Below are 13952 nucleotides of genomic sequence, written 5' to 3' on the forward strand. Positions count from 1 at the left end.
ATAAAATTAAGAACACCCTTATTGCTTTAGCAAATATCTAAACACCAAAAGCCAAATAAATAACAAAAGCTAGAAGTTACGCACACTTACCGTCAAAAAAACGACACTCACAGAGATGAGATATTGATCAACAAATGATAATGCAACCACAGAACTTGCCTTGAAATATAGCCAAAGCTAGACCATACATTATGAGTAGAGGAAACCCTGTTATCTCTCAATAGCTTGAGTAAAAGAAAAGGAAAAGGAACAACGCAATGATTAATTTTGAAGCTTTTAGCGACGCAATGGATGGCGATGACGACATGATGTCGATGATCATTGAGCTGTACAACGAAGAACACGGTAATGACATTCAAGTGATTAAGGATAAATACGCCAGCAGCGATATTGACGGTCTGTTTCATACCGTGCACTCACTAAAAGGTGTGTTACTGACATTATGTGAAGAAAACGCAAGTGAACAATTTGAAACCATTGAACGCCTGTGCAAGCGCGGAGAAAAACCCAGTGCAGAGCTAATCAATGCTGTCCTAAATGAAATGGTCAAAGTAAACCAGCAAATAGCCACCCACGCCCTGACGAATTAACGGTATTGGCTCTTAACTGCCCCAATACCACTCAGCGTAATTAAGGAGCTATTGCGATGGGCATCGAGAACCACATAAAGAAAGCATTGATTGAATCGAAGCAAAACGACGGTGTTGAAACTGATCATTCAATTTATATTCAAAGCGCAATGACGACAGTGCATAAATCATTGCTCTTCTTGTTCATTGCTCTGTTATTGCTGATCGCTTTAGCTTCACGTGCGCAGATTGACATTGTGGTTTCATCGCGTGGTGAGATGCTACTCGATTCTGATATCGAACGTGTTCAACATTTAGAAGGCGGTATTTTAGATACCCTACTCGTCCAAGCAGGCGATTACGTATACGCAGGGCAACCTATCGCGCGCTTAAAATCCGTTGATCGTGCAACACAATTTCAATCGGCAACCATTGATATCATCGGATTAGAAATGGAAATCGCCCGCTACCAAGGGCTGATAAATCAAACCAAACCGGATTATTCTCGCTTTTCCGTTTACCCACAACTCGTTACTCAACAAACAGAATCGTGGCAAAAAGAGTTCCAAAAAAACACCTCAAATCAAGAACTCATCGCGCTGGATATCAAGCACAAGCAACGCTTAATTGGCTCCATGAAAAAGCGTATTAACAGCTCACGTAAACAACTGGGTTTAATTCGCAAACAGCTATCCATCAAAGAAACGCTATATAAAGAAGAAATGGCCTCGTATGTCGATGTATTGAACATGCAAGTACAAGAAACCAACATGATCCGTGAGATAGAAAACCTCAGTGAAGCGGTAATGAGCGAGCAATTTCAGTCAACAAGATTAGAAAAACAACTGAACGATACTATCGCAAACCGTAATGCGGGCTACCAAACGCAAATTAATCAGCTTGAAAAAGATCGCTCGCTCAAACAAGCGCAACTGCCCCAGCATGCCGATAAAGTGGATCGTCTAACGGTTTATTCGCCCGTCGATGGCGTCGTCGATAAAGTGCATTTCAATTTTAAATCCGCGGTGATCCCGCCTAATGAAAGTATTGCCGACATTGCCCCTATCCGAAACAGCTTACATGGTGAAGCCAAAATACCGAAAAAAGACATGGGTTTTGTCGAAATAGGTCAAGAGGTGAAGCTAAAGTTTGATACTTATAATTTTGCGAAGTATGGCTTTGTTACCGGCACAATCGACTCCATTAGCCGATCTTCGTACAAAGAAGAAGAAAACGAATTCTATATTGCCAAAATTTCGATTCAGCAAAACTTCCTTGAAAAATCAGGCGCTACATACACCTTGTCACCGTATATGGAATTTACAGCCGATATCAAAACAGGCTCACGCTACGTCATTGATTATGCGCTAAAACCTGTAATGAGCGCGATGGAAGACGCATTTGATGAGAGGTAATACCAAGTGAAAATAGCAAAAAAAAACATCACGCGTTTTTCTATCGCTTTATTGGTTGGCTTTGTCATATCGCAAGCCTTTATTGGCTGGCGCTGGATCAATAATAGTGACGCACAACATAGCGCAATAACACAATCCCCACTACTGATTGAATCAGCAAGCTTAATCAACAAAACTGAGTTATTACTGCACGCATCTTTAGCATGTAAAGAACAAGCATGCTCTCCAACACAAGCACCAATGGCAGATTTAATCTCGGCATTACAGCAGCAGATTACAACCTTTACCCACTTAGCCGCTGCTGAAAAGTCAAAGATCAGCCTTGTCGGTAATGTTGTGTATCCGCAATTAGCGGTCACCCTAGATCGCTTTACAGCCGTTGGCGACACCACACAGTTACAACGAGCGTTGCTAACAAGCTACACCACCCTACAACTGGCACACCAAAACTTAATCACTATTGTAGAATCTGGCTATCTCTCCCAACAGCAGCAGTTATTTCATCAAGCACTGTTCATCTTTGCGCTATCCATTATCACGGCGCTAGGTTTGCTCTTTCTTATACGCCAACAGCGTCCTCAACATTCAGGGCATCACACAACGCAATCTCAGTACGATATTAGCCAACTTGCGACTCAGCTGGAAAATATCGATGCCCAAGGCATTCAAGCAAAACTCAATAACCTAGATACCACGCCGACAGAACGGCGTATTTTTGCCAACTTGGCCTCTATGTACCAAGACGTTGAATTTCAAAAGCGTAATGCCGATTTATACCGCCAACTTTATGCCTTAATCGGTTATGAAATTCGCGGTATGACCAATACCATTCAAGGTGGTGTGCGTTTAATCGCCCAAGATGCAGGTGAAAATGGCGCAGTAATGGCACGCGATATTACCCTCGCCACCAATACACTGTCGGATTTAGCCGATAACTATAACCGCCTTATTTCAGGTGGTAATCAAGCACAAACGGGCAACGTAAATTTCTTGCCATTTATGTCTGAATTAATTGTCCACCTCACGGCTAAAACGCAACACTCTCAACGTACCTTTGAGTGCCGTTTGCACGATAATTTACCCGAAGTCATCGAGGGCAATGCCACCAGCTTGTTCTGGGTACTTTTCCTTCAGCTTTCTAATGCTATTTCAGCGCAAAGCGATAAATACCTCCTATTGAACATTCGCACCGAGGCCGCAGAAGAAGTCGAACAAACGCGCTTGGTATTTGAAATTATCTTTTTGCCGACCAATGCTGTTGGTCTAACTGAAATTCAGGAAGCACAGTGGGAAGCCGTTGATGAAAAAAGTGGCATTAACGATGAGTGGTCAAAAGCTATTCTAACAAAGGTTAATCACTTTAAGTCCTCGTGGTTTCAAGCGCCATCGCCAGTACTATCATCAACCGCCGATAGCGATAGCTCTCCTCTGTCGCCTTTTCAAAAGCTGCATATCGGTATCGATATCACGCCAAAAAGTTTCTATCGTGTAGATCGCTTACTTGAAAATAAACGTGTCATGGTTTGTACCGACTCACCGCTACAAATCGATATTATGTCGCGTATGCTCGATCAATATGGGGCAAGCGTGACTGTCGTACGGGCCGCTAATGATATTTTTAAATCATTACCCACTATTGGTGAATACGATGCCATCATCATTACCGATACACTCAAGGGCATTCAACTTAAGTCTTTCTGTAAAACCCTGCATTCTCGCCTGAAAAAAGCCGCGAAAACCAAACTCTTCTTAGCGGCTTCCGAATCCAGTACGGTTCAAGACACCCACGAATATGTTGATCGCGTGTTCTACACACCACTGATCCCATACGAGCTTATCCCTAATTTAACCGAAGCCATGCAAGCCGCTGAAGAAGCGGATGTGCAAACTCGAAACGCCTTCCTGATTGTTGAAGATGACCGTGTTCAGCAGTTCTTATTGAAGAAACTATTAAGCAAGCAAGGGTATGACGCTCATACCGTCAGTGATGGAGCTCAAGCTGTTGAGTACATGAAAGAGCAAGGTGCAGACATTGTCTTTATGGATTGCATCATGCCAGGCATGGGCGGTATTGAAGCCACCAAACTGATACGCCAACGGGAAGATGAAATGGACATTCAGCAACCCGCCACCATCATTGGCGCAACAGCACTTACCAGTGCGAGTGAACACAAGTCATGTATTGAAGCAGGGATGGACTATGTCATCAGTAAGCCGTACAAAAATGATGAAATCATCAAAGTTATTAAAAAATACATGGCCATTAAGAAAATCTGTTAGCGTCTCAACAGCCGTTTCCTGCGCCATTGTTAGCCTCTCATTACTCGGAGGAGGACTATCTTCGTACGTACAAGCCGCCAATTTGCTTGAAGTCGTAGATACAGCATTAAAACAGAACCTGTCACTAAGCAGTGCTGAAACACGCCTTAAATCATCTGAATATGACCTCGACATTAACCGAGGGAAGTTTTTACCGTCGCTCGGCTTGTCTGCCAATACACGATGGAACGATAGTGCGACCCACCAAGAAACAGGCAGCGATGCCAATAACCGCTACAATAGTCACGGCGTCAATGTGACGCTATCGCAAACCATTTTTGACCTTGGTGATCTTTATTCGCAAGCCAGTACTCAGGTGAGTGTGGATACCGAAACACTACGTACAGAACAAACCCGTCAATCCATTATTCGTGATGCCTCAACCACCTACTTTGAGTATCTGAAGAACAATGCGCAAATCCGCGCCACCCAAGCTGAATTTGATTCTTCAGCTGCTCGGCTCACGTTTATTACCCGTAATGTCGAGCTAGGCAATGTAGCAGGAACCGAAAAATATGAAGTCATGGCGCAAAAAGAAAAAAATGCAAATACCCTGCGCAGCTTAAAAAAAGAACAGCGTGTCATCTTAACTAAGCTTGAAAATATTGTTCAACAACCGCTAAACCCTGACCATGATTTACAGTCGACGATTCAATTCAATGAAATATCGCTCACTCGCCAACGGCAGCTTAACGAGATCATGTACACCTCGGGCTACAACTTACTGATTGCTCAACAAGAGGTAAAAAGAAATCGCCAGTCATTAAAGGAAACAGGGGCAACCTTTGCACCATCATTAAAAGGCAGCGTGGGTTATACCTACGACAACACCAACGATGCGTCAGCCAATGTGTTTCCCAATAACGGCACCACTGAAGAAGCGGTTTACACCCTAACCTTGGACGTGCCCATTTTTAATGGTGGCAAAGACTATTACCGTTATGAACAAAACAAGGTCAATATCGAACGCGCTGAAATTGACCTACGAGACAGTAAGCAACAAAGCCAACAATCATTTGATACCTTTATTTACGACATTAATGATTACTCAGCTTCGCTACGCAGCCTCACAACCATCATTCAAGCCAATTACGCCTCATATAAAGGTATTCAGAAAGCACATAAACTCGGGACTCGCACCATAACTGACTTGCTATCTGCCGAGAGTAAGCTTTTCAGTAGCATTAGAGATTACGAAAACGCTCGTTACGATTACATCATCAGCTTAGTGCAACTTAACGAATTAATTGGCAATTTAAACATGAACACCATAGGCAAGATTGCAGCACAAATGTCTCCTGCGAGTGACAGCAAAACCGATTCGCCAATTCCTCTTCACCTCTTGGCTCAATAAAGGAATAACGCATGAAAAATCCTTTATTTACACGAAAAATCAGCCCGCTAGATAAGCTGTATTTGGTTTTCTCTACCATAATGACAACCCTGCTTGGGCTGGTGTTGCCGTTCTCTATTCTGATCATTTTTGACCGTATTTTACCGAATCAATCCACCCATTCGCTTATGCTGTTGTTTGGGATTATTCTCACGGCTATTTTCCTGGACTACCAATTAAAACGCCAAGAAGAACATTTGGTATCAGTGATAATGAAACGCTTTGAAAGCCAGTTAACCAACCGCGTTTTCATGGCAATTTGTTCCGCCAATATCGAGCGTTTTAATCGCTTGGAAATGGGGGAATATTTAGAGCGGATCGCTACGATCCCAGACATTAAACAATTCTTTGGTGGTGAGTCGATTAAAGCAATGATCAACGGTGGTACCAGTGCCATAACTATCTTGATCATCTTCCTCATCAATATGTGGGCAGGCATTGCCTTAATATTGGCATCGACCATTTTATTGATTGCTGCACGTTATTTAGCGAAAAGAAGGGTCGAGATCTTATCTCAGCGTTCAGATATAGAAGGACTGACCAATTCAAAAATCATCGAAATTGTCTCTAATCCGCTCGATATCAAAAGCCGCACTATGGAGTATCGTGTCGAAAGTGTGATGGTCGAAATGATTAGCGAACGCGAAACCCAAAGTATTGCGTATGAACGCCTCGAATCGTCTTTTAATCTGACTCTTAACCTTATTCAGCAGCTCTCCGTGGCTATCGTGGTTGTATTATGCGCCCGTGCAGTTATCAACCTAGAAATTAGCCAAGGGGTAATGGCGGCAGTTATCTTGCTGACCAACCGTTATTTTGCCCCTTACCAACAAGTCATGCGTACCCTAAGCCGATGGCGTGTTAACCAACTCAATATTGCGCGTATTGCGGAATTGTTAGCGTTAGAATCTGCGCGCGCGCTCCCTCAAAGCCAAAGCCACCTTTCACCACAAGCGCCAATTTCATCACAAGCGTCTTGCTCAGCACAAAACCAGAACCGTGAGCAAACACTCACACCCTCAAACACTGATATGCTTTTTGCGGGTAAACAGCCGATTGCAGCTATCACAGTTAATAACACAGCGTATGTACCCAATCAGCTAACACTGGCAACTGGACACATTCATTTGCTAACAGGGCCCAGCGGCAGTGGTAAGAGTCACTTGCTGCGCTGTTTAACCCGTGACACACACGACGATTGTTTTCAGATTGAGGTTAACCAGCAAGCATTTGAAAATATTGAGTACACCACATGGCGTAATCACATTATTAAAGTCGATAAGAATACCTCACTGGTGGAAGGATCCATCATCGACAACCTGACGTGTTTTCAATCTCACCTCAATAACGCGGCTTTTGCATTGTGTGAAAACCTCGCCATTAAAGACAAAATTAATGGCCTCAAAAATGGCTTTTATACTCAAATATCTAGCCAATCACAGTTGCCTTTTTCGCGGCAGGTTTTATTCGCGCTACTGATCGTGCGAGCACTACTAAGTAATAAGTCAGTCTTAATGATCGATGATATCGACATGGTGTATGACGAAAAATTTGGCCGATTGTTACTGGCCTGTATCGCCCCCAAATCAAACAACTTTATTTGTATGATTGTCAGCAACAAGCTCGGTCAACTCGACACTCGTTTGGTTAAACATAAATTTGATAAGAAGGTCGCCGCATGAGTGTATTGATTGATTTTAGCAATACCGAAGAACGGCTGAGCGATTTTGGTTCTGCCAAATTTAAAGAGCGCTATAACAACTCACCCACCATTTTAGGGATCGCCTACACCTTAATAACGCTACAGTGGGAAGGTACACCAGATATTCTGACCGATGCCTTTGTGCCCCAAGCCAAAGACATAGACAGTTTTTCGAGTACTTTAACGCGGCTGGATTACGAGTGTAAAACACGCCAGCTTGCATCCATGACAGAATTAAGCCGTATTTCCGTGCCCGCTTTCGTCGAGTTCAATAACGTCTGTACCATTTTCCTTGGCATCGAAAATGGGATGGCTAAGCTGTTCGATTATCGTAACAACGTCTTAATTGAGCATACTCTTACAGACGATACCTGCGCCGTGTGCGAAATTTCCGAATATTCAAAGATTTTCCGCGAACCGCCACCAGAGTCACAAGATAAATCTAATTGGATCAAGTACGCTTTCTATCGCTATAACAATGAAATGAAAAGCTTGATGCTCCTTAGCTTGATCATCAATATTCTTGGTGCAATGCAGCCTTTTTTCATCATGGGCGTATACAGTTTCGCGCTTACATCGGGCTCTGAAACCACGTTATTTTGGCTTGCTGCTCTTGCGATTTTCTTAGCCGCTTCCGAGTATGGTTTTAAACGACTTCGGATGAATATATTAGCAACATCAGGTAAAGATCTGGCGACTCACATCTCAAAAAATGTCATCAGCAAGTTGCTTTGGCTGCCCTACTCTATGACCTCTTCGGCGGGAGTCTCTTCCCAGCTGGCTCGATTAAAAGATATCGACCAACTCCGTAAGCTAGTCACCGCGGAATCAACCCTTAGCTACTTTGATTTGCCTTTTGTGATTATCTTCATTTTAGCTATCACGATTATCTCAGGAACCGCGGCGCTAACAGTACTCGCGGGTATCGTGCTCATGCTGCTATTTTGTGTGTACTCACGCTATATCTACAACCAAGCCACATCAAAAAGCTCGCGCGCTAATGCGATGGTGTCTTACCAATGGAATGAGCTACTGCGTAGTATCAGTACCATTCAAGGCTTACCGTTATTGCGTGTGATCCGCTCTCGCTTTCATGCGGCACACAATCAGAGCCTTGAAGATGCCAAGGGTGTATCGATCACCAATGGTAGAATTCAATCTATGGGGCAAGGACTCATTCAAGCCATAGGCACCGCCAGTATTGTGACCGCGGTACTCGGTGTGATGGCAGGTAAAACCGACGCCGGTGCGATGCTGGCAATCATTATTTTGGTGTGGAAAGCCCTTGGGCCAATTATGGGGATATACAATGCCATTACTAAATTCAAAACGATTAAAGCTGCCAGCGCCCAAATCAATGCGTTAATGTCATTAAATGATGATCGTACTCAGCTTGAAAATAGCCCACCGATTCGTCAATTTAAAGGCAATATTACGGTTAGCGGCCTGACGCATCGCTATCAAGGTTCACCTACAGGGCTCACCAACCTTGCTTTATCCATTCCTGCTGGCGACAAAATATCGATATCTGGCATGTCTGGTTCGGGGAAAACAACCTTACTGAGTATCTTGGCTGGGCTTGAAGAACGTTATCAAGGGAATGTGTTAATTGATGGATATAACATCAAGCAATTCAATAACTTTCGCTATCGTAAAGCGATTAACTATATTCCTTTTGAACTGCACATCTTTGAAGGTACGCTGGAATCGAACTTCATTATTCATGATGGGGTGATAGCGCGGCATCAGATGGAAGAAATTATCGATTTCTTCGATTTACACTCTTGGTTACCACAAGGGCTTGAGACCAACATGACCTCAGAATATGTTGAGCAACTACCCAATGGTGTGCAGCAGTTATTGCGGATGGCACTGGGGCTGGGTTGTTGTGATCAAGGGGTGATCATCATCGATGAGCCGTTTGTCGGTTGCGAAAAAGAGTATGTAAAATACATTAATAAACTGTTTACGGAAAAGTTAGCGCAGGCGACCGTCATATTCACGACCAACGACAAGTCTTACATCGCAGCGTCGAGTAACTGCTTGCTACTCGATAATGATGGTTCACAAAAATACTTTGGTTTCCCAGACAAGGTAATCCAAACCATTAAGAGCTAATTTCTTTAATACCTGACTAAATCACTGTAACAAAAAAGACCGCAAGTTCAGCGGTCTTTTCATTTTTAGCTTTGCTTATACGCAATAAGGTTACTTTGTCATATTATGGATGACAGAGAGACATTACATACGATGAACCGCACAAATCTTGTTACCCGCAGGATCGCGCAAGTAGGCAATGTACAGCTTCATCAGACTGCCTTCACGCTCGCCAGGGGGCTCTTCACATGTCACGCCACCGTTAGCGATACCTGCCGCATGCCACGCATTAGCCATATCGGCATTTTCCACTGAAAAGCCAATAGTGCTGCCGTTGCCGTGAGTCGCCGACTCGCCATTAATCGGCTTCGTTATTGAAAAAACACCGGTCTTAGTGACATAGAAACAACGACCTTTCTCATCCATCATCCCTGGTGCGTAACCCAACTCGGCAAAAGTCGCATCATAGAATGCTTTCGACTTCTCCATATCATTGGTACCTACCATTACATGACTGAACATAACAACTCTCCTTGTGATCTTTATATTTATTTATTGATTTTTTCATGAGCTTATCTCAGCCTACTGGCTAGATTCGCTTAGCTCATCAGTAACCAAATCGCGACACCAAACATCATGCTACCCGCTATTCGATTCATGGTTTTCACGTTTTGTTGATTCATCAACAATCGGCGTAATGCCTTGCCACCGCTGGCATAAATCGACATACAAACAAACTCAGAAATCATAATAATGCTCACCAACAACGCAAGCTGTGGGGCAAAATCCAGATCTGACTTAATGAAGGGAGGTAATAATGAGATCATAAATGCCCACCCTTTCGGATTGGCAATCGCGGTAATGAACCCCTGTGCGACTAAGCCTAAATTCGATGCTTGGGATGTCTGCAACTTATCATCGCTCAATGCCATCTTGCCCTTAGACTGCCACATTTGCAGGCCAAGATAAGCCAGATACATCGCACCTATGGTTTTGAACACCACGAACAGCCAAGGCATTTTGATCATAATTGCTGCTATGCCCAATACCGCACTGATTGCGACTAATGCCACACCCACCACTTCACCCAGCATCATCCACAGCGTTCGACGAAAACCAATACTCATCCCCAGCCCTAAAGCCAACGTCATGCACATTCCGGGAGTTATCGACACAAAAAAGAAAGTTGGAATAAACACCAACAACACACCGTATTCCACTCTTATGCTCCTGCGAGTGACTAATTAAAGCACTGTAACGGTATTTCGCTTGTTAACCAATAGCTAAGAAGCATATCAATAACGACCTTTATAACAAGGAGTACAAAATGCGGAGATAAAAAACACACTGCCTATCAATTCATTCGCTCTAAACAAACACCGCTTTACACATAACGGTGTAAAGCGGTGCTTTCATTTTCACAGTTATCTAATAGAAGCGAACCATTATAAAGGGCGGTTATTACGAACCTTCCATTCAAGCACATAGCCGTACAGTGCAGGAATAATGAGTAAAGTCACCAACATTGAGATGACACAGCCCCAACCAACAACAAGCGCCATCGGTGACATGAAATTATCATACCCCCCAAGCCCATAAGCCAAAGGGACTAATCCAACGACAGTAGTGATTGTCGTTAATATGATTGGCCGTACGCGGCTTTTTGTTCCTTTAATAATAAATGCCATCACGTTATCGCGGTCCAACTCGGCAATGGTAGAGCGGAAATGCCAAATCAAAACAAGGCTATTGTTCACCATCACCCCAATCAGAGCGATCATCCCAATGATTGAGAAAAAGCTCAGTACTTGATTATGTAGGAACAAGATAAACAAGGCACCACTAACACCAAAAGGCACAACCAAAAGCACTAACAGCCCTTCAATCATACGATCAAACAGCAATAACAATAGTATGCTAATGCCCGCAAAGGCCATCAAAATTGCAACACTAAAGCCTTGTTCAGCTTGAGCTGTCTCAAGAATCTGCCCTGCGGCAACCAAACGTGCACCATCATAATCTTTACCAGCAAATTGCGTTTCAACCAGCTCAAACACTTTGGTTGGATCCGTCAATGTTGGATCAATACCGGATGACACTCGGATAACTCGTTCACCATTATAGTGAGTAACCTGCGATGCCGATGTCGTCTCTACCCAGCGGATTAATTTGCTTAATGGAACAAGCGTACCGTCACTAGCACGGACCATGAGATTATTAAGCTCATCTAGCGTTTTATCATCTTCTTCTAGGCTGACTCGGAAGAACACCTCTTCTTCACCGTTAAAAATACGTGAAACACGTTCACCCTCGACGGCATATTTGATCAGCCCACCAACTTGCGCGGCACTGATACCGTAATAATTTAACCATTGGTATTGCAGTTGTGCTTCTACTCTTGGCTGGCTATCATGCAGATCCCGACTCACTCGTTTAGTACCTGCGATAGTTTCAAGGTAAGCAGCAAGATCATCAGCTAAAACATTACGTCCTTCATCGCTGCCACCAACGACTTTAATATCGACAGGACGCCCCGCAGGTGGACCACCGCCATCAATATCAAATTCAATTTGTGCCAAACCATCAATGGCTTCGCCAGCGACTTCCCACTCTTCAACAATATCATCGGCGGTTCGATCGCGATCGTTCACTGGGGTTAACGAAATAATCCAATAGCTATTCGGCGTACCGACTTCACCGTACCAACTAGACACTTCATCAGTTTCACCGATCAAGGCTTCTAATTGCTGAGTACGCTGCCATACCTGATCTAAAGATAATTCTGGGTCTGTCTCGGCAGATACTTCGATTAAATACGCACCGTCCTCAGGAAAGAATAAATAACTAAGTTGTTTGTAAGAATATACGCCTACACCTACGCACAATATTATGGCAATACTCAGCACGCGTTTACGCTGAGTGAGTACCCACTCAATGGCATGGTTCACATGGCGAAAGCTATCTCTTCGTTTACTCACCAAGTGACTATCTTTTGCTAGCACACCTTGTAAATGAGCTGGTATAAAAAACAAAGCATCCACAAATGAGAAACACAGTGCAACAATAACGGTCAGTGGAATGACATACATCATTTGACCGCTATCCCCGGGAAGGAATAACAACGGAATAAAGGCAATCATGGTGCTGAGGATACTGGCTGTTATCGCAGGGAAGACCGCTTTAATACCCTTAGTTACAGCCTGTTCAATGGGTAAGCCTTCTTCAACAAACGCGATAATTTTGTCACTGACCACCACTGCATCATCAACAATGATCCCGATAATCAAAATCAAGGCTGATAAAGTATAAGCATCCAATATTTGCCCCAGTGCCGGTAAGACTGCCAGAGTACCAAGCAGACACACAGGAATAGACACCGCGACCCAAAATGCGATGCGCTTTTCAAGAAACAAAGCCAACACCACCAATACGAGGATCAAACCCACTAAGCCGTTGTTACGAACAATATCGGATTTGGCCTGAATTTCATTCGCCAGATCAAAACCAACATCAAGCTTAAAATCAGTACCGAACTGACGCTCCATGCTTGCTAATAAATCTCGAACATCTTGTGACGTTTTTAAAACATCGGCCTGTTGATCAGTGCGAAGATCAAAAAGAATGCTTTTTTGACCATTCAAAGAACCATAAGCCGACGCTTTTTCATAAGAGCTCGTAATATCACCAGAGACATCTTTAAGTTGAATATTGGGTTTAAAACCAATAAACATGTCGCTTAGTTTGTCTATATTATCCAGCTCTGCAACAGTAATCAGCTCAGGGTTATCTTGCAGCAGCTCTAACCGCCCTCCACTAATTAATATGTTTCTCTCTGCAATCAACTGTGCGATTTCATCGACCGTTAGACCATAACGCTGTAGCTGAGTAGGCTCTAAATTGATTAAAAACTCAGGTTCACGTAAATCGATTGGATAAACTTGGCCAATACCCTCCACGCGCCTTAAAGCAAGCTCTAAACTTTTCGCGCGATCACGCAATTTAGCATAGGGTAACTCACTGCTGATCCCGACCACCATAAAATCTAAGCTATAAGATTTTTCAACGGATAATTTCGGTGACTCAGTCACACCAGCAGGTAAGTCTGAAACTCGAGCTAAGGCATCGCGGACATCTTGATACACCGCATTTGGATCTGCGATACCTGTATTTAGTCGAAACTCAATTTCAGACACGCCAGCTTCAGAGACAGAGTGAAACTCTTTGATCCCGGAGATAGAAAGTAATTCTTTTTCTAGCTTACTAGTAATATTACTTTCAACATCAGAGGCCGATGCTCCGGGGTATTCTGTCGTGATCAATCCTTCTCCCATATCGAAGCGGGGCTTTTCTGCCAAAGGAAGTTGAGTCAGGGCAAATAGCCCTAATACAATGAGCACTAACGTTAGTAATTTAGCCGCCAAACGTCGCTGACTCAGCAGCATTAACAAATATTGCAT

At 43.5% G+C, this 13952-nt stretch carries 9 protein-coding genes; 6 read left to right on the forward strand and 3 right to left on the reverse strand.

Going from position 1 to position 13952, the window contains the following annotated elements; genetic code table 11:
* Window positions 1–257: 257 nt before the first annotated feature.
* Genes OCU87_RS23710 through OCU87_RS23735 form a run of 6 tightly spaced genes read left to right on the forward strand, consistent with a single transcriptional unit; the run spans window position 258 to window position 9516 of the window.
* The gene (locus OCU87_RS23710; RefSeq protein ID WP_261858716.1) at window positions 258–590 is read left to right on the forward strand and encodes an Hpt domain-containing protein; all 333 of its coding nucleotides are present in this window, start codon (window positions 258–260) and stop codon (window positions 588–590) included.
* A 56-nt stretch (window positions 591–646) separates the two neighbouring features.
* Window positions 647–1984, forward strand: coding sequence for an HlyD family type I secretion periplasmic adaptor subunit (locus OCU87_RS23715; protein WP_062692328.1), 1338 nt, complete (start codon window positions 647–649; stop codon window positions 1982–1984).
* A 6-nt stretch (window positions 1985–1990) separates the two neighbouring features.
* Complete coding sequence (locus tag OCU87_RS23720; RefSeq protein WP_261858717.1) at window positions 1991–4264, forward strand: ATP-binding response regulator; 2274 nt, start codon at window positions 1991–1993, stop codon at window positions 4262–4264.
* A complete protein-coding gene (locus tag OCU87_RS23725) occupies window positions 4185–5657 on the forward strand; it encodes a TolC family protein (protein ID WP_261858718.1) in 1473 nt (490 codons plus the stop codon). Before OCU87_RS23720 ends, OCU87_RS23725 begins: the two co-directional genes overlap by 80 nt.
* 11 nt (window positions 5658–5668) lie before the next feature.
* Entirely contained in the window at window positions 5669–7378 is a 1710-nt protein-coding gene (locus tag OCU87_RS23730) for an ATP-binding cassette domain-containing protein (protein WP_261858719.1), read from the forward strand.
* Window positions 7375–9516 (forward strand): ATP-binding cassette domain-containing protein, encoded by a 2142-nt coding sequence (locus OCU87_RS23735; RefSeq protein WP_261858720.1) that lies wholly within the window; start codon window positions 7375–7377, stop codon window positions 9514–9516. Before OCU87_RS23730 ends, OCU87_RS23735 begins: the two co-directional genes overlap by 4 nt.
* Before the next feature lie 123 nt (window positions 9517–9639).
* Here the strand turns inward: OCU87_RS23735 and OCU87_RS23740 are convergent, their stop codons facing one another.
* The 3 genes from OCU87_RS23740 to OCU87_RS23750 form a co-directional block, all read right to left on the reverse strand.
* On the reverse strand, window positions 9640–10017 hold the full coding sequence (locus OCU87_RS23740; RefSeq protein WP_062692322.1) for a VOC family protein: 378 nt from the start codon (window positions 10015–10017) through the stop codon (window positions 9640–9642).
* A 77-nt stretch (window positions 10018–10094) separates the two neighbouring features.
* Entirely contained in the window at window positions 10095–10715 is a 621-nt protein-coding gene (locus OCU87_RS23745) for a LysE family translocator (protein ID WP_261858721.1), read from the reverse strand.
* A gap of 225 nt (window positions 10716–10940) precedes the next feature.
* A complete protein-coding gene (locus OCU87_RS23750) occupies window positions 10941–13952 on the reverse strand; it encodes an efflux RND transporter permease subunit (protein ID WP_261858722.1) in 3012 nt (1003 codons plus the stop codon).

Source organism: Photobacterium sanguinicancri (genome assembly GCF_024346675.1).
Lineage (GTDB): Bacteria > Pseudomonadota > Gammaproteobacteria > Enterobacterales > Vibrionaceae > Photobacterium > Photobacterium sanguinicancri.